Here is a 15,540-nt window from a genome sequence, read left to right as displayed (position 1 = left end):
GCTCCTGGCAATCGTCAAACGAGCGATCGGACCTGAGAGGATTATGAACTAACCAACCCGCGGGTTCAGCGAGGAAAGCCATCTCGCTCAGCCCTCATCCGCAGCGGATGTCCAATATGCCTGCGTCGATTGTCAATTTGAACACAGCCGCCGCACTATCGCACGACCTAACTAATGAGAGAGGCCCGCCATGGCGGGCCTCTGATTTCCGATCAGCCTAGGTTCAGCTGATGTTGTTGGTCTGATCGTTGAACTGGATGGTCTCGACGTTCGTGACCGTGAGGGTCGATCCGTTGGTGAACGCGACCGTCGTAACACCGTCCACCGTCGCGACCTGAGCGGTGGACTGCGACGCGTCGATATACAGCAGATCGTTGCCGGCGCCGCCGTCGATCGTGTCGGATCCATCGCCAACATTGTAGCCGATGACGTCGTTGCCATCACCCGCCACGATGCTGTCGTTGCCGGTGCCACCGAAGATGGTGTCGTTGCCGTCGCCGCCGATCAGCGTGTCATCGCCGACACCACCGATCAGATAATCATCGCCGGAGCCGCCGTCGAGGCTGTCATTGCCGTCATCGCCGAACAGGGTGTCGTTGCCTTCACCGCCGGTCAACGTGTCATAGCCCGTGCCACCCGCTACCAGGTCGTTACCCTCGCCGCCGATCAGGCTGTCGTCGCCGGTGCCGGCAGCGAGGATATCGTCGCCTTCACCGCCGTCCAGCGTATCGTTGCCGGCGTCGCTCCACAGCTGATCGTTGCCTTCGCCGCCGCTCATCGAGTCGTCGCCGTTGCCGCCGACCAGGATGTCGTTGCCTTCGCCGCCATCGAGGGTGTCGTTGCCGTCATCGCCGAACAGTTGATCGTCGCCCGTTCCGCCCATCAGCGAATCTTCGCCGGATCCACCGGCCAGAAGGTCGTCGCCCTCTCCGCCCGACAGAGTATCGTCACCGCTGCCTGCGCCGACCGTATCGTTACCGGCACCCGAGTCGACGTAATCGTTCGTCGAGCCGCCGCTGCTCGTGAAGAAAGTGTCGCTGCCGCCGCCGCTCACGACAACCTTCGGGCCGTAGCCGGAGATATCGGCGCTCACGTTATCCGATGTGTTGAACGAGAACCCCGTGGCAGCCGGAGAGAACCCGCTGTACGAACCACCGGACGTGTAATTGTAGATGTCCGCCGGAGTGGACGGATCTACGTTTTCCGCCAGAGTAGCCGAGCTCCCACCATTGAAGGCGCCGGTCTGATCCAGAGCTGCATTCAGCGCAGCAAGCGTATCCGGCGGCAAGGTCGAATAGGAGCTCTCAAACTGCTGTTCCGTGATGTCGTATGTCGCCATTATTATCTCCAGACTTTTGCACCAAGCAACTTACTAAACGGTGGGAGAAGATCTGAAGACCTTCACCCGCGAACCCTGCACCGGTCTTATCGAGCGATCGTCAGCCGGCGATGACGATTTCATCAAGCCTTGATGACTGCCGTTTGCACGCGCAGCCCATGCCGGCGTAACAGCGACCGACAATCCAATCAAAGGCTCTCGTCCAGTCGGACCCAGCAACTGCACTGACGACCCGACCTTTTCGACGACCTGTGAACCGAGAAACAGAGCGCGCGCGGTGATCTCGTAGTCCGCATACGGCTCGTCGATCTCGATCTCGATCCCGACGAGCGCGAGCGCGCGCCGCTTAGTTCCGGCATATTCACCGAGAGAAACGAAGTCGCGATTGAGGTTCTTCGCTCCGTCGCGCAGCTTCTTGTCTTCGTACCTAACCCGGTATCGAACACGGATACGCGACCCGCCATCCTCGGGAATAAGAGCGACCCCTTCGATCCGAGCGGGACTTTCGGGGCCGGCGACCCATTGGCCACCCGCCACGGTCACATCGCCCCTGCCAGCCACGTGGCAAAGTAGTTTCAGGGCAGGAGCTGCATGCTGAGATTCACGGCGCGCCTCGCCCACCGCCTGCGCGCGCAAACGGGGAAGACTCGGCAATTCGGCAGGAAGGTCCGGCGCATCCTGGGCCTCAAGAGGATCGGGCCCAAGCCGCTTGATCTCGACGGTAGCCTCAACAGAACCACCTTCATACCGGGGATGAACGGTGATCGTGACCGCCGCAGGAACCGCAGCGTAAATTACGAGGCAGTCTTTGACCTGCCGCAACTGCCCAAGCGGCCGGCCAGGGCATGAAACAACAGAAATTCCGGGTAGAGAAGGATCTTCGGCTTTCACCACCACCGTGGGCGGCGCCGAAGCGTCTGCAGCTTGGGCGTAATCAGCCACGAAGAGCCCTGGCTGCACAAAAACTCGGCGTGTACGGGAGCTTGTATCGTTCATGATCGCTACCCGTGCAATTCCTTAAATTCCGTTCATACCTTCACTTACCCGTGTACCTCAAGAGCCACAAACGGGCAACTCCAAATTGCGAGTTCCAAGCATTATCACTATCTTACTGCATGTGCTCAATTGCACAGAAGGGTCTGATGGAGTTCCGAAAAGTTGAAATTTGGCTCAGGGCGGCCACGGCCTGCTCCGGATCGGGGTGGAGCGGTAGACGGACGGGTCGGATACCGGTGCTTCGCGAGTCGATGGCCCATCTGGCGCGCGAGAGGCCCATAATGGCGGGCACAACTGGATACCGATGTTGCAGCGCAATAAGTTCGCTCGGCATTGCTGCATTCTCATTTGGGGCGGCGACTGACAGCCGACCGCCTGGTCCGAATCGCCCGACGAGGACGCATCATCGAACCGGGAGCGGGAACCCAAACGGTCCGACTTGCGGCGTTCCGTCGCAGATCGAGAGCCTCGGAAGGGTGTGGAGTTCCCGATCGGACAAGGGCGTGCTGGAACTCCTATGCCCGCTCCAATTCCGCATTGAAGGCGGTTCGCGGCGCCGCGCGCCCTCTCCCGCCGATCGTCCGGTTCTCACGTCATGAACCGCGCGATACCTTCGCGGATGCAAGCCAGAATCTCCTCCTGACGCTCTTCGAGTCGTGAAACCGGGCCGCCGACTCCGAGAACGAGATTGCGTCCGGCGTCACGCTTCGGCAGCAGGACTGCGATCACCCCGGCGTCCTGAACGATGATGTGCTTCGAGAACATGAAGCCGGCACGCCGGATTCCGTTGACGATTTTCATCAAGGCTCCGAGTTCGAAGTGCTCCTCCGGCGGGCACACGGCATTGATACGGCGAAGCAGACGTTCAATCTCCCCGTCGGGGTGGCCGCTGAGGAGCGTGCGGCCGATCCCGCTGATCGCAAGCGGCCGAACATCCCCCGGCCTCACCTCGAAACGCAGGCGCTTTCTGGTTTGCAGAGCGTAGATGTACTGCGCATGCAGATCGGATTGGGTGCTGATGCTGACCAGTTCGTCGAGTTGTTCGTGAACGAACTCGACGAGGGCGAGAATGGCACTGTCGCCGAACAGCCCTGTGTCGAGCCAGCGGCCCATCTGGGAGATGCGCATCGTCGGCATATAGGTGCGATTGTAGCTATCGTAAAAAAGGTAGCCGAGCATCGCCATGCTCTTCAGCAATGCGGCCGCACTCGACGTCGGATAGTCGCACTTGGCCGCAATTTCCTTCAACGAAATCGGGCGCTTGACGTCATCGAAGTACTCGAGGACTTCGAACACCCGCTTGGCCGACTTGATGCTGGAATCTGTCATCTGCCCATACGCGGAATTTTCGACCAGCCCAGCGCTCGACCGGAATCGGTTCGGCGCTGAACCGCTCTCGAGTTGACGACAGTCTAGACCGGCGCAGCCGCGGCCGCCACTGCTTTCCATATCCATGGAAATGGAATTATATATCTGGAATATGGTGGACTCGTCGACCGGTCGATTTTAAGGTCGACCTCGGCCGTCCAGGCCGCGGCGTCGCAGCCGCAGAGAAGCAAAAAGCGCCACCGCAGATGGCGCAGGCTTGCAGGGAGGCGTCATGGAGCCGGGCATGGAATTGTCTGCCGCGACGGGATGATCTCGGCCGAGCGCCGCCTGCGCGCCTCCGCCATCAAGTCTCAACGCCACGTTTTTCGACATCAAACCATCGGGCTGGCGACGGCCCCTGTGCGGGCGCGCGCGCCGCGGCGGCAACATCTCTCAACATAGGATCGGCCTGCATGGACTATCGATTGCCCGAAGGCAGTTGCGACTGTCACTTCCACATTTACGGCCCGTTCGATCGCTTTCCCGCCGGCGACGAGGGTCGTTTCACAGCCACCAAGCCCTTCACGATCGAAGACGCCTTCGCGGTGTGGGACAGGCTCGGCATCACCCGCGGCGTGATCGTTCACGCCGTGGGATCGGGCGACGACAACGCCGTCACCTACGACGCGCTGCGCCGCTATCCCGACAGGCTTCGCGCCGTGGCCATCCTGCGGCCGGACGTCTCTGATCGCCGGCTCGACGAACTCACCGACGCCGGCTTCAAGGCGGTGCGGATCACCATGATCCGGCAGGACGGCAAGCCGGTGTCGACGCTTGGCACCAGCTACGACGATCTGGTGCAACTCGCCCCGCGGGTCGCCGAGCGCGGCTGGCATGCTCAGCTCTGGATCGAGAGCTCGGATCTGGCTGAAGCCGCCGACAAGCTCGAGAAGCTGCCGCTGAACTACGTGATCGACCACATGTCGCGGACCATGGCCGACAAGGGTCACCAACACCCCGATTTTCGAGCCTACACCGAGCGGCTGAAGACCGGCCGCTACTGGACCAAGATTTCCGGCGCCGACCGCAATACACGGATCGGCCGGCCTTATGCGGACACGGCGCCGTTCATGCGGGCGATCGTCGAGGCCGCGCCCGACCAAGTGGTGTGGGGCAGCGACTGGCCGCATGTCGGCCACACCGCCGAGACTATGCCCGACCTGCAGGACCTGCTTCGCCTGCTGCACGAATGCGTGCCCGACGAAGCCGTCCGGCGGAAAATCCTGATCGACAATCCCGCCCGTCTCTACAACTTCTGACGCCGACGAGGATCCTTTGGACAACCACAACAGGGCGCCGCTCGACGGCGTGATCGTGATCGATCTCGGCCAGGTGTACCAGGGGCCATATTGCGGATTCTTGATGGCCCAGGCCGGCGCCACCGTCATCAAGGTCGAGCCGCCGAAGGGCGAGCCGGTGCGTCACCGCGCCCGCATCAGCAAGGGCAACGCCGTGCCGTTCGCGATGCTGAACGCGAACAAACGCAACATCAGCCTGAACCTGAAATCGCCCGAAGGCGCCGCGATCCTCAAACAGCTGGCGGCCAGAGCGGACGTGGTAATCGAGAACTACGCGCCGGGCGTGCTCGATCGGTTGGGAGTCGGCTATGCCGCCCTCAGCGCCATCAATCCGCGGCTGATCTACGGCTCGGCCACCGGCTACGGTCTGTCGGGTCCCAACAGGGACAATCTGGCGATGGACCTTACCGTGCAGGCGGTGTCCGGCATCATGAGCGTGACCGGATTCGCCGATGGCCCCCCGGTCAAGGCAGGTCCGGCGATCACCGACTTCATCAGCGGCGTGCATCTGTACGGCGGCATCATGACCGCGCTTTACGATCGGGAAAAAAGCGGCCGCGGCCGGTTGGTCGAGATCGCGATGGTCGAGACGGTGTATCCGGCGATGGCCTCCAATCTCGCTGACGTATTCAATCGCAAGGCAGCAGCGCCGCGAACCGGCAACCGCCATGGCGGCCTCGCCGAGGCGCCCTACAACGTCTATCCCGCGTCCGACGGCTACGTCGCCATCATCAGCGTCAATGAATCGCACTGGACGGGATTGACGCGAGCGATGGAACGGCCGGAACTGGCGGACGATCCCCGTTTCAAAACCGTGCTCGACCGCCTCAAGCACATCGACCTGACCGACCAGATCGTGTCGGAGTGGTCGTCGCGGCTCACCCGCGACGAAGTTACCGAACTTTGCCGAGTCAATCGCGTGCCCTGCGCCGCGGTCCGCGACTTGCGCGAGGTGACGGAGGACAAGCACCTCCATGCCCGGGGCATGCTGCGCGAAATCGAACATCCCGAATACGGCGACATCCTTGTGCATCGCAGCCCGGTCGTACTTCACGACACGCCGACGCCGGATTACGCGCCATCGGCACGTCTCGGTCAGCACAATGCCGAGGTACTGTCGGAGTATCTTGGCCTTTCCGAAAGCGAGATCGACGCGTTGCGCCACTCCGGCGCGATCGCGCAAGCGTGACGATGAGGGCGCCGCGACCAAGGTCGCGACGTGTGTTCGGCGACCTACAACTCTGAGGAGGAATGAAGATGGTCAAGCTGTTCGAGCGTATGACCTTGCGCGGCGTCGAACTCGACAACCGGATCGTTGTCTCGCCGATGGGGATGTACTCGGCGGAGAACGGTTACGTCACGCCGTTCCATCTCGTGCATTACGGCAAATTCGCCATGGGCGGAGCCGGGCTGGTGTTCGTCGAACAGACCTCGGTCAGCCGCAAAGGCCGCATCACCAACGGCGACCCGGGTCTGTGGGAGGATGGCCAGATCGACGGCATGCGCCAGATCGTCCACGTCATCAAATCCCACGGTTCGAAGGCGGCCATCCAGATCAACCATGGTGGTCGCAAATCCAGCCAGCAGCGCGCGTTCCGCGGCAACAGCCATCTGACCGATCGCGACGTCGAGATGGGCGAGGAAACATGGGTGCCGACCGGGCCGTCGGACGTCCCGTTCTCGGACGGCTTTCAGACTCCTGTTCCGCTCAGCAAGGACGGGCTCGTCGGCATCCGCGATGCGTTCGTGGCCGCTTGCCGCCGCGCCGTGCTCGCCGGCTTCGATGTCATCGAACTGCACATGGCGCACGGCTATCTGCTGCAATCCTTCCTGAGCCCGCTCGCCAACTTCCGCACCGACGAGTATGGCGGCAGCCTCGAGAACCGCATGCGGTTTCCGCTCGAGGTGACGCGCGCCGTGCGCGACGCGCTGCCCTCCTCCACGCCGCTGTTCGTGCGCATTTCGGCGACCGACTGGATCGACGGCGGCTGGGAGATCGAGGACAGCGTCGTGTTCTCGCGTGAACTGAAGGCCCTGGGCGTGGATCTGGTTGACTGTTCGACCGGAGGCAATCTGCGCGCCGGATCCACCAACGCCAATCTCGGCCGCGGCCCGGGCTACCAAGTGCCGTTCGCCGAACGCATTCGCCACGAAGCCGGGATCGCGACTGGCGCGGTCGGCATGATCCGAACCCCGGACTTCGCCGAGAAGGTCCTGCAGGACGGCAGGGCAGACCTCATCTTCATTGCCCGCCAGATGCTGTTCAATCCGTTCTGGGCGTTGCACGCCGCCGAGCATTTCGGGCTGACGGGCAATTTCGAGAAGTGGCCGGAGCAGTACGCGTGGTGGCTGGCCAAATGGGGCGGCGCCCTGCGGGGCAACGGCGAACGGCTGGATGGATTTGAGCAGTTTCGTGAGGCGGCCGAGTGAGGTTTTCGGTCGCATCGCAGCATCGAACGTAAGTTCGAGCCGATAAAAAACTACACAGGGAGGATAAGGACATGAGATCACTATTAGCGGCATCGATGGTCGTGCTGAGCTTCGCTTCGGCGCACGCGCAGGCGCCGGCGGCGAAGCCGGTCAAGATCGGCGTTCTCAACGATCAGTCAGGACAATACGCCGATGCCGCGGGACCGGCCGCAGTCGAAGTCGCCAAGATGGCGATCGCCGATTTCGGCGGCAAGCTGCTGGGGCAGCCGATTGAAATCGTCGCTGCCGATCATCAGAACAAGACCGACGTCGCCTCGGGGATTGCCAGGCGGTGGATCGACACGGAAGGTGTCGACGTCATCCTCGACATCGGCAATTCCGCGGTCGCACTGGCGCTGTCCGACCTGGTTCGCGACAGAAACAAGATGATGATCGTCTCGTCAGCGGGCGCCTCCACCATCACCAACGAGAAATGCTCTCCCAACACGTTCCAGTGGACCTACAACACTGCCACGCTGGCGCGCAGCACGGCGAAGGCGCTGCTCGGACAGGGCGGAAACGAATGGTTCTTCCTGACCGCCGACTATGCATTCGGTCACGCATTCGAGGCTGACGCCTCCGCCGTGGTCAAGGCGAATGGCGGCAAGCTGGTCGGCGCGGTGCGTCATCCCTTCAATACCAGCGACTTCTCGTCCTTCCTGCTGCAGGCGCAGAGCTCCGGCGCCAATGTGCTGGCGCTCGCCAACGCCGGCGGCGACACCTCCAATTCCCTGATGCAGGCGCACGAATTCGGGCTGCTCGGCCTCAAGAGCAAAATGAAGGTGGCGGCGCTGCTGTTCCAGATCACCGACGCCAAGTCGGTCGGTCTGAAGAACATGCAGGGTTTGTATACGTCGGAGGCGTTCTACTGGAATCGCAACGACGCCTCGCGTGAATTCGGCAAGCGGTTCTTCGACAAAGTCGGCCGCATGCCGACCCAGGTCCAGGCCGGGATGTACTCGGCAACCAAGCACTATCTGAAAGCCGTCGAAGCGGCCGGAACACTCGACAACACCGCGGTGCTGGCGAAATTTCGCTCCCTGCCGGTGAACGACTTCTTCTCCGAAAAGGGCTATGTCCGCGAAGACGGTATGCACATCCACGACTACTATCTGCTCCAGGCCAAGCCGGTGGAGCAGTCGACCGGACCGTGGGACTTCTACAACGTCGTTGCGACCGTCCCGGCCGACGACGCCAACATCCCACGCGAGCAGAGCAAGTGCCCGCTGATGAAGAAGTCCTGATCGTATCCAAGCCAACTCGTGCTTCGAGCGGCAAACGCTGCACTGCCGTTCGAAGCACACAATCGCCCGACGTCGACGGCGCGTTCTGCAAGTGACTGGTGGCCTGACCATCAAGGTCAATGCCGAGCTGATCTCGAGCGTCAACAATGGCCACAGCGACGAGACCGCCGCGCAGCTGGCTGCCAGGGCGCGCGATCGACACAGCCGCTGACCCGCAGCACCCTTCCCTCATCTGCCAGCGCACGGCCTGATGCATCCCTGCGGCGTACGCGCCGAGGTGGAATGCTATCAGCGCATCTTCCACAACCGCACCGAGAGCCGCGCTTTGGCCAGTGCGATTGCGGACCTCGCCGACTGAACCGCAGATCCACGCCGTGCAAACGCAAAAGGCGACCCACCCCGGTCGCCAATTCCACCAACTAAGTGCCTGAAACAAAATGGTAGCGGGAGAGGGACTCGAACCCCCGACCCCAGGATTATGATTCCCGTGCTCTAACCAGCTGAGCTACCCCGCCACGGCGTTTCGGCGGTGTCGTTGACGGCACCGAGCGAACGCGCGGCATATAAGGAGGCGCGCCGCGGGCTGTCAAGCAATCGCCGCCGGCCGCGTGGTGCAAAACCTTATTTCGGCTGCACATTCTGGTCGCCGCCGGGGGAGCCCGGTGGTGGAATCACCCGCATGGTTCCAGCGTCGGGCGCTGGCGTGTGCATTTCGGGGTCGACGCCGGCCGGCGGGCACAACACGCCGTCCGATCGGGCAAGCTTGTCCCCGAGCGGCTCCTGCGTCTTGCCCGTGGTCGTACCAGGAGACGTGGGACTTGGCGGATCGATGCGGGCAGCGCCCGGCGGACATTGGGTCGCCGGCGTCTGCGCCGGGTTGGCCGGCGTTTTCGGCGGAGCCTGGGACAGCGCTGGAGCCGCGGCCATCGTCAGGCAGACGAATGCGAGTGTGATTGTCCTGGTCATGCGCGACAACGATAGGATCGCCGCACAGTTCCGCGTCGGCTCAGAGCTTGCGATAGCGGATCAGCGAGAAATGCCCCATCGGCGGCATCGGGCGCCGCTCGGCCAGTTCCACCCCGCCGTGCCGCCTGGCCCAGTTCACCAGCCGCGCCCACGGAAATTCTGGACGCCAGCCGAGCCGCCGCGCCAGCGGCGCGAATGCCAGTTCGAACACCTTGCGCGGCCCGCTCTCGGCACCGATGTGATTCACCAGGATGAGTTCGCCGCCCGGCTTCAGCACCCGGATGAAGTCGTCGAGCGTCGCTTCGGGATCCGGCACCGCCGTGATGACGTATTGGGCCACGACCGCATCGAAGAAGCCGTCAGGGAATGCGAGGTTCTTGGCGTCCATCACCGCCAGCGTCTCGACATTGCTGAGATTCAGCGTGCGGACGCGCTCATGCGCCCGGCGCAGCATGGGCTCGGAGATATCGACACCACACAGCTTCGTGGTCGGCGAGTAATCCGACAGCGACAGTCCGGTGCCGACGCCGACGTCGAGCACGCGGCCGCCGATCGCATCCGCCACCGCGATGGTCGACTGCCGGCCGCTGTCGAACACCTTGCCGAACACCATGTCGTAGACCGGCGCCCAGCGCGCATACGCCTTGGCGACGCCTGCGCGATCAATATCGTTCCCCATACCCTGCCCCGAAATTTCCTAACCGCGCATCGCGGCCAAAGCCGGCGAGGCCAACGCCTCGCGCGTATCCCCGATCGCACGCGGAGCGGCGCTCTTGATGAAACCGCCACCAAGCACGCGCGCCTGACCTTCGGCTGCGTCGTAAAACACGCAGGCCTGGCCGGGCGAGACGCCTTCCTCGCCGGCAACCAGTTCGACCTCGTAGCCGTCACCGACGGCGCGCAGCCAGGCCGGCTGCGGCGCGCGGGTCGAGCGCACGCGCACGAACAATTCGAGGCCGCCGCCGACCGCCTGATCCAGCGCACCATCGCCAATCCAGTTGACGTCGCGCAGCACGATCCGCTCCATCCGCAGCGCCTCGCGCGGGCCGACCACGATGCGCCGCGTCGCGGCGTCGAGCCGCAGCACATACAACGGCGCGCGCGACGCGATGCCGAGACCGCGGCGCTGGCCAACGGTGAAATGCACGATGCCGGGATGGCTGCCGAGCACGCGGCCGTTGAGGTCGACGATATCGCCCGGCTCCATCGCGTTCGGCTTCAGCCGCTCGACGATATCGGTGTAGCGCCCGGTCGGCACGAAGCAGATGTCCTGGCTGTCGTGCTTATCGGCGACCGACAGACCGAACTGCCGCGCCAGCTCGCGGGTCTGCGGCTTGGTCATGTCACCGAGCGGGAAGCGCAGGAAGTCGAGCTGCTCGCGCGTGGTGGCGAACAGGAAGTAGCTCTGGTCGCGATCGCGGTCGGCGGCGCAGATCAGCGCACGCGATCCATCCGGCAGGCGACGTGACGAGACATAATGACCGGTGGCGAGCGCCGAGGCGCCGAGTTCGCGCGCAGTGGCGAGCAGGTCGCGGAACTTGACCGAGCGATTGCACTCGATGCACGGCACCGGCGTTTCGCCGGAAGCGTAGCTGTCGGCAAAGCTGTCGATCACCGACTCGCGAAACTTGCTTTCGTAATCGAGCACGTAGTGCGGAATGCCGATGCGCTCGGCCACCATGCGGGCGTCGTGGATGTCCTGGCCGGCGCAGCAGGCGCCCTTACGATGCATCGCGGCGCCGTGGTCGTAGAGCTGCAGCGTAATGCCGACCACGTCATAGCCCTGCGACTTGAGCAGCGCCGCAGTCGCGGACGAATCGACCCCGCCCGACATCGCCACCACCACGCGGGTATCCTGGGGGCGGCCTTCCAGATCCAGGCTGTTGAGCATACTGTGAGTCATAAGCTGCAGTCGCGCGGAGAGCCGCGGCGACCAATCCTTCCGCCTGTTCCGGAGGTGGCAAACCGGATGTCCGCAAACTTCGATGGTGCCGGTCTTTAATATAGTCGGCCTTCCGGAGGCGCAATGCGCCGGCCGGGCGTTTCGCCATCGGCCCCGGGGGCAATTCTTGCCGGGCGGGCAGAAACGGCGCGGTGCAGCGACCGTGAGCGGCCGCCTCTCTGAACTTATGTATCTGAAATCTCGTCGCTTCATAAAGGTTGAGAGCTGGCCCACTCCTTGCTCAAAGCGCTTGGAACAGTGTTAGAGCACACCCATGTTGAATGCTTCCTCGGACATCGCTTCGGCCGCGCCGCCCCCGGTGCAACGTCCTGCCGCCCGGCAGGACCGCGCGACCTCCGACAGCTTTGCGTCGTTGGTCGACAGCAATACCGAGGCGGCCGCCCCACCGGTTCCGATGCCGAACGCCCGCTCCACGAAGGGGGCGAACGATACGGCGGCCCATCCTGGCCGCAGTGATCCTGCCAACCAAAGCCGCTCACGGGATCGCAGCAACGACGGATCTTCTGCTCAGCCGGCCCAGAACGCCGCGCAGCAAAGCGAGTCGACAGCGCCGAAGGCGGCCAACTACGGCAAAGTCGCTCAGAGCGATGACAACAAGCCGGCGGACGGCGTCAAAGCCGGCGACGACGCGAACAGCACGGACACCAGGACAGCCGACCCGGCTCAGCAGGCCGACGCCAATGCCGCCGCGACCCCGGCTATCATTCCAACCGTTATCGTCTCCATCGCGACGACGACGCCAGCCGGCCCGACGGGAGCTTCGATCGGCACGGCCACCGACACAGCCGCCGGCCACGGCCCGCTGACCATCGCCGCAGCCGCCTCCCTAAAAGCACAGGGAACCATCGCAGATCTCGCCGCAGCGGCGCAGCCGGCCGAGACCGGTACGGTCGCAGGCACCGCGGCGACCACCGGCGGTGCCGCCGATTCCCGGCTGGCAATGCTGGCCGCCGAACCAGGCAGCGGCACGAAGATAGAGGCAACGCACGGCGCAAGTCCGGCCGCGCCCCCGACTCCGCCCGCGAGCACGGAAGCTGCCGCTCCCGCAGCAGCGCATGGCCAGCCGCATACTGACGCTGCGAACTCTCAAAACAATCCGGCCTCCCCGACCGCAACGACCGACCGCGCGATCGACCAGGTCGACGCGCAGTCAAAGCCCGCTGCGCATTCGCATCATGCCGATGCGCCAGCGCAGCCGGCTCTGGACCCAGCCACGCAGCAGCTGCAAGTCCAGACCGCTCATTTGCCGCAGGCCTCCACCCTCACCCAGCAGACCGCCACGGCGCCGCAGCTCACCGCCGCACTTGCGACCAATGTGCCCGTGCCGGTGCAGGATCTCGCGGTTACGATCGCAGCGCGGGCCAATGCCGGCGCCAGCCGGTTCGATATCCGGCTGGATCCTGCCGAACTCGGCCGCATCGATGTGCGCATCGAGGTCGACCGCCACGGCCAGGTCACGTCGCATCTTACAGTCGAGAAGCCGGAGACGCTGGCGATGCTGCGGCAGGACCAGACGCAGCTGCAGCGGGCGCTCGACAATGCCGGGCTGAAGACCGGCGACAGCGGCCTGCAGTTCAGCCTGCGCGATCAGTCGTCATCGGGTCAGCAGGGACAATCCCAGGACAATGGCCGCCACGCGCAGCGGCTCGTGATCCGGGACGAGGAGCTGCCGCCGGCGGTCGCCGCGGGACGCAGCTACGGCCGCATGCTCAGTGCGAGCGGCGGCGTCGACATCAAGATTTGAGGAGTTCGCCATGTCGGTCGATTCAACCACCGCTGCCCCGCCGGTCTCGTCGCCAAACGCGAACTATACGTCGACCAGCAGCGGTTCGTCGGGCTCCTCGCCGGGGATCGCGGACAATTTCCAGACGTTCCTGACGCTGCTCACCACGCAGCTCAAGAACCAGAATCCGATGGATCCGCTCGACACCAATCAGTTCACCCAGCAGCTGGTGCAATTCGCCGGCGTCGAACAACAGCTCAAGGGCAACGAGACGCTGGCCTCGCTGCTGAAGCTGCAGACGACCGCGCAGGCGTCCGAGGCGATCAATTTTGTCGGGGCCAATGCGGTGGTCGACGGGAGCAAATCGCATTTCGACGGCAAGACCGCCGGGTGGTCGCTGTCGACCGACAAGCCGGTGAGCGCCCAGGTGTCGATCCAAAGCTCGACCGGACAGACGGTCTACACCGGCAAGTTCACCCTCAATGCCGGCGCCAACCAGGGCTTCACCTGGGACGGGCGCGGCAATGACGGCACGGTGTGGCCGGAAGGAGACTACACGCTGTCGGTCAGCGCGACCGACGCGGCCGGCCAGAGCGCGACGGTGTCGACCCAGATCCAGGGCACCATCAACTCCGTCGATCTGACGAAATCGCCGCCGCTGCTGTCGATCGGCAGCCAGACCTTCACGCTCGATCAGATCAAGAAGGTAGTGCAGGCAGCCAAGTAGTTCGCCTGCGCCGGCGGTCGGCCGGCGCGGCAAATCCCGCTGCCTACTGCGCGAGCTGATCGGCGAAGTATGCGATCGTCTTGCGATACACCAGCGCACGATTCCACTCGCGCATCGCCTCGAAGTTCGACGTGCCCTCCTCGTAGGAGCCGCCGGCGCGCCAGCCGTTGGTCTTCAGCAGATTAGCCGTCGAGGCCAGCACGTCGGGCACGCTGTGGCGCAAATCGACGTGGCCGTTGCCGTCGAAATCGACGCCGTATTTGATGTAGGACGACGGCAGGAACTGGGTCTGGCCGAGTTCGCCCGCGTAGGCGCCGACCATGTCGCGCAGCGGCAGGTCGCCGCGCTGCACGATCTTCAGCGCCGCGAGCAGTTCACCCTGGAACAGCTCGGTGCGGCGGCAGTCGTGCGCCATGGTGGCGAGCACGCGGAACACCGGCAGCTTGCCCATGTCGCCCTTGCCGAAATCCGACTCCAGCCCCCAGATCGCCACCAGAATTTGCGGCGGCACACCGAAGCGCTGCTCGATCCGCGACAGCAGCGAAGCGTGGCGCAGCATCATGGCCTTGCCGGTCCTGACCCGGCCGGCGCCGACGCGGGTCGAGACATATTGCTCAAACGTCTTGTTGAATGTGCCGCGCTGACGGCGATCGAACGCCAGCACCGCCGGATCCGGCGAAACACCGCCAAGCGCCTGAGCGATGACGTCCTGCGAAATTCCCGCCTGCGAGGCTTCGGCCGACATGCTGGAGATGAAGGTGTTGAAATCACCTCCGCAACGCGCGGCCTGCGCGGGCGCGGCGGCGAGCAGCGCTAGGACGGCGGCGCAGGTTGCGAGAGCGGGACGCAAATTGACCATCTGACGCTGTTCTCCAGGGGGAAGGGATTGTTCAGGATGCCTAAGGATGCGGGATTGCTATGACAATGCGGCGAATCTAGCATTTCCGCAGCGCGGTTGCGAGATCGGCCGCCGAATCCCATATCTGCGAAACTCCAGTATGACGGCGACCCGATGATCAGCGGATGAACGACAGGCCCGCTGATGAGCCGACCTTCAGCCTGTCCAGCAATGAGGACCGCATCATGTCCTGGACGCTTCTGCGGCAGCCGCTGTTCCGGCTTCTCGCATCAACCTCGCTGCCGGCGTTCGCCTGGCCGCATTGCTGCTTGGCGGGCTGATGTGGGTCAATCCCGGGCATCTGCGCGAGCTGATCCTCGCGGACGCGTCGCCCGGTACCGCTTTCGGGCTGCTGCTGTTCGGCTTCGTCATCACGTTCGGCAGTGCCGCGATGGGCTCCGCCCTGATGGCGATGAGCGCTGACGCCGGCAGCGATCGCGGCAGGCGCCTGCCGCTCGATCTCATCGCCGGCGCGCAGCCGATCCCAGTGCGGGTCGAGAGCGCGGCGCAGCTGCGACGGCGCCGGCTGCGGGGCTGAGGCGCCCGGTT

The 15,540-nt window shown here is 64.1% G+C and carries 13 protein-coding genes, 1 tRNA gene and 1 pseudogene; 7 read left to right on the top strand and 8 right to left on the bottom strand.

Translation table 11 applies throughout. The features are described 5' to 3' along the window. Positions 1 to 223: 223 nt before the first annotated feature. From D4Q52_RS21340 to D4Q52_RS21325, 3 genes are all read right to left on the bottom strand, one after another. Positions 224 to 1,339, bottom strand: coding sequence for a calcium-binding protein (locus D4Q52_RS21340; protein ID WP_119858589.1), 1,116 nt, complete (start codon positions 1,337 to 1,339; stop codon positions 224 to 226). A gap of 33 nt (positions 1,340 to 1,372) precedes the next feature. Next, positions 1,373 to 2,281: a hypothetical protein gene (locus tag D4Q52_RS26285; protein ID WP_147407839.1), complete on the bottom strand. Its 909-nt coding sequence runs from the start codon at positions 2,279 to 2,281 to the stop codon at positions 1,373 to 1,375. 642 nt (positions 2,282 to 2,923) lie between these two features. Further along, a complete protein-coding gene (locus D4Q52_RS21325; protein ID WP_119858586.1) occupies positions 2,924 to 3,664 on the bottom strand; it encodes an IclR family transcriptional regulator in 741 nt (246 codons plus the stop codon). 452 nt (positions 3,665 to 4,116) lie between these two features. On the opposite strand from D4Q52_RS21325, the gene D4Q52_RS21320 reads away from it, so the two are divergent. The 4 genes from D4Q52_RS21320 to D4Q52_RS21305 all read left to right on the top strand — a co-directional run bounded on the left by D4Q52_RS21320 (position 4,117) and on the right by D4Q52_RS21305 (position 8,714). Continuing rightward, positions 4,117 to 4,962, top strand: coding sequence for an amidohydrolase family protein (locus D4Q52_RS21320; protein WP_119858585.1), 846 nt, complete (start codon positions 4,117 to 4,119; stop codon positions 4,960 to 4,962). 16 nt (positions 4,963 to 4,978) lie between these two features. Then, entirely contained in the window at positions 4,979 to 6,190 is a 1,212-nt protein-coding gene (locus D4Q52_RS21315) for a CaiB/BaiF CoA transferase family protein (protein ID WP_119858584.1), read from the top strand. 68 nt (positions 6,191 to 6,258) lie between these two features. Beyond that, positions 6,259 to 7,431 carry an NADH:flavin oxidoreductase/NADH oxidase gene (locus tag D4Q52_RS21310; protein WP_119858628.1) on the top strand — a complete coding sequence of 391 codons (1,173 nt, stop codon included), beginning with the start codon at positions 6,259 to 6,261 and terminating at the stop codon, positions 7,429 to 7,431. A 71-nt stretch (positions 7,432 to 7,502) separates the two neighbouring features. Continuing rightward, positions 7,503 to 8,714 (top strand): ABC transporter substrate-binding protein, encoded by a 1,212-nt coding sequence (locus D4Q52_RS21305; RefSeq protein ID WP_119858583.1) that lies wholly within the window; start codon positions 7,503 to 7,505, stop codon positions 8,712 to 8,714. Between the two features lie 438 nt (positions 8,715 to 9,152). Here the strand turns inward: D4Q52_RS21305 and D4Q52_RS21300 are convergent. From D4Q52_RS21300 to mnmA, 4 genes are all read right to left on the bottom strand, one after another. Next, positions 9,153 to 9,229, bottom strand: a tRNA-Met gene (locus D4Q52_RS21300). 106 nt (positions 9,230 to 9,335) lie between these two features. Then, entirely contained in the window at positions 9,336 to 9,680 is a 345-nt protein-coding gene (locus D4Q52_RS21295) for a hypothetical protein (protein ID WP_119858582.1), read from the bottom strand. A 40-nt stretch (positions 9,681 to 9,720) separates the two neighbouring features. Continuing rightward, a complete protein-coding gene (locus D4Q52_RS21290; RefSeq protein ID WP_119858581.1) occupies positions 9,721 to 10,359 on the bottom strand; it encodes a class I SAM-dependent methyltransferase in 639 nt (212 codons plus the stop codon). An 18-nt stretch (positions 10,360 to 10,377) separates the two neighbouring features. Further along, positions 10,378 to 11,571 (bottom strand): tRNA 2-thiouridine(34) synthase MnmA, encoded by a 1,194-nt coding sequence (gene mnmA, locus D4Q52_RS21285; protein ID WP_119858627.1) that lies wholly within the window; start codon positions 11,569 to 11,571, stop codon positions 10,378 to 10,380. A gap of 325 nt (positions 11,572 to 11,896) precedes the next feature. Here mnmA and D4Q52_RS21280 point away from each other — a divergent pair, with 325 nt between their 5' ends. Both D4Q52_RS21280 and D4Q52_RS21275 read left to right on the top strand, forming a co-directional pair. Beyond that, positions 11,897 to 13,387, top strand: a complete 1,491-nt coding sequence (locus D4Q52_RS21280; RefSeq protein WP_119858580.1) for a flagellar hook-length control protein FliK — start codon at positions 11,897 to 11,899, stop codon at positions 13,385 to 13,387. 10 nt (positions 13,388 to 13,397) lie between these two features. Further along, positions 13,398 to 14,093, top strand: a complete 696-nt coding sequence (locus D4Q52_RS21275; RefSeq protein WP_119858579.1) for a flagellar hook assembly protein FlgD — start codon at positions 13,398 to 13,400, stop codon at positions 14,091 to 14,093. A gap of 43 nt (positions 14,094 to 14,136) precedes the next feature. On the opposite strand, the gene D4Q52_RS21270 is transcribed toward D4Q52_RS21275, so the two are convergent. Then, entirely contained in the window at positions 14,137 to 14,952 is an 816-nt protein-coding gene (locus tag D4Q52_RS21270; protein WP_119858578.1) for a lytic murein transglycosylase, read from the bottom strand. A gap of 224 nt (positions 14,953 to 15,176) precedes the next feature. Here D4Q52_RS21270 and D4Q52_RS21265 point away from each other — a divergent pair. Next, positions 15,177 to 15,529: pseudogene (locus D4Q52_RS21265) on the top strand (hypothetical protein). The last annotated feature ends 11 nt before the right edge of the window (positions 15,530 to 15,540 follow it).

Source organism: Rhodopseudomonas palustris (assembly GCF_003591005.1).
Lineage (GTDB): Bacteria > Pseudomonadota > Alphaproteobacteria > Rhizobiales > Xanthobacteraceae > Rhodopseudomonas > Rhodopseudomonas palustris_K.
Note: the sequence above shows the minus strand (reverse complement) of the source record. Positions and strands in the feature narration are given on the sequence as shown.

What these genes read in the sequence shown, in the direction of transcription:
- D4Q52_RS21340 (WP_119858589.1), bottom strand. Translation starts at nt 1,339, where the DNA reads ATGGCGACATACGACATCACGGAACAGCAGTTTGAGAGCTCCTATTCG.
- D4Q52_RS21325 (WP_119858586.1), bottom strand. Translation starts at nt 3,664, where the DNA reads ATGACAGATTCCAGCATCAAGTCGGCCAAGCGGGTGTTCGAAGTCCTC.
- D4Q52_RS21320 (WP_119858585.1), top strand. Translation starts at nt 4,117, where the DNA reads ATGGACTATCGATTGCCCGAAGGCAGTTGCGACTGTCACTTCCACATT.
- D4Q52_RS21310 (WP_119858628.1), top strand. Translation starts at nt 6,259, where the DNA reads ATGGTCAAGCTGTTCGAGCGTATGACCTTGCGCGGCGTCGAACTCGAC.
- D4Q52_RS21305 (WP_119858583.1), top strand. Translation starts at nt 7,503, where the DNA reads ATGAGATCACTATTAGCGGCATCGATGGTCGTGCTGAGCTTCGCTTCG.
- D4Q52_RS21295 (WP_119858582.1), bottom strand. Translation starts at nt 9,680, where the DNA reads ATGACCAGGACAATCACACTCGCATTCGTCTGCCTGACGATGGCCGCG.
- D4Q52_RS21290 (WP_119858581.1), bottom strand. Translation starts at nt 10,359, where the DNA reads ATGGGGAACGATATTGATCGCGCAGGCGTCGCCAAGGCGTATGCGCGC.
- mnmA (WP_119858627.1), bottom strand. Translation starts at nt 11,571, where the DNA reads ATGCTCAACAGCCTGGATCTGGAAGGCCGCCCCCAGGATACCCGCGTG.
- D4Q52_RS21280 (WP_119858580.1), top strand. Translation starts at nt 11,897, where the DNA reads ATGTTGAATGCTTCCTCGGACATCGCTTCGGCCGCGCCGCCCCCGGTG.
- D4Q52_RS21275 (WP_119858579.1), top strand. Translation starts at nt 13,398, where the DNA reads ATGTCGGTCGATTCAACCACCGCTGCCCCGCCGGTCTCGTCGCCAAAC.
- D4Q52_RS21270 (WP_119858578.1), bottom strand. Translation starts at nt 14,952, where the DNA reads ATGGTCAATTTGCGTCCCGCTCTCGCAACCTGCGCCGCCGTCCTAGCG.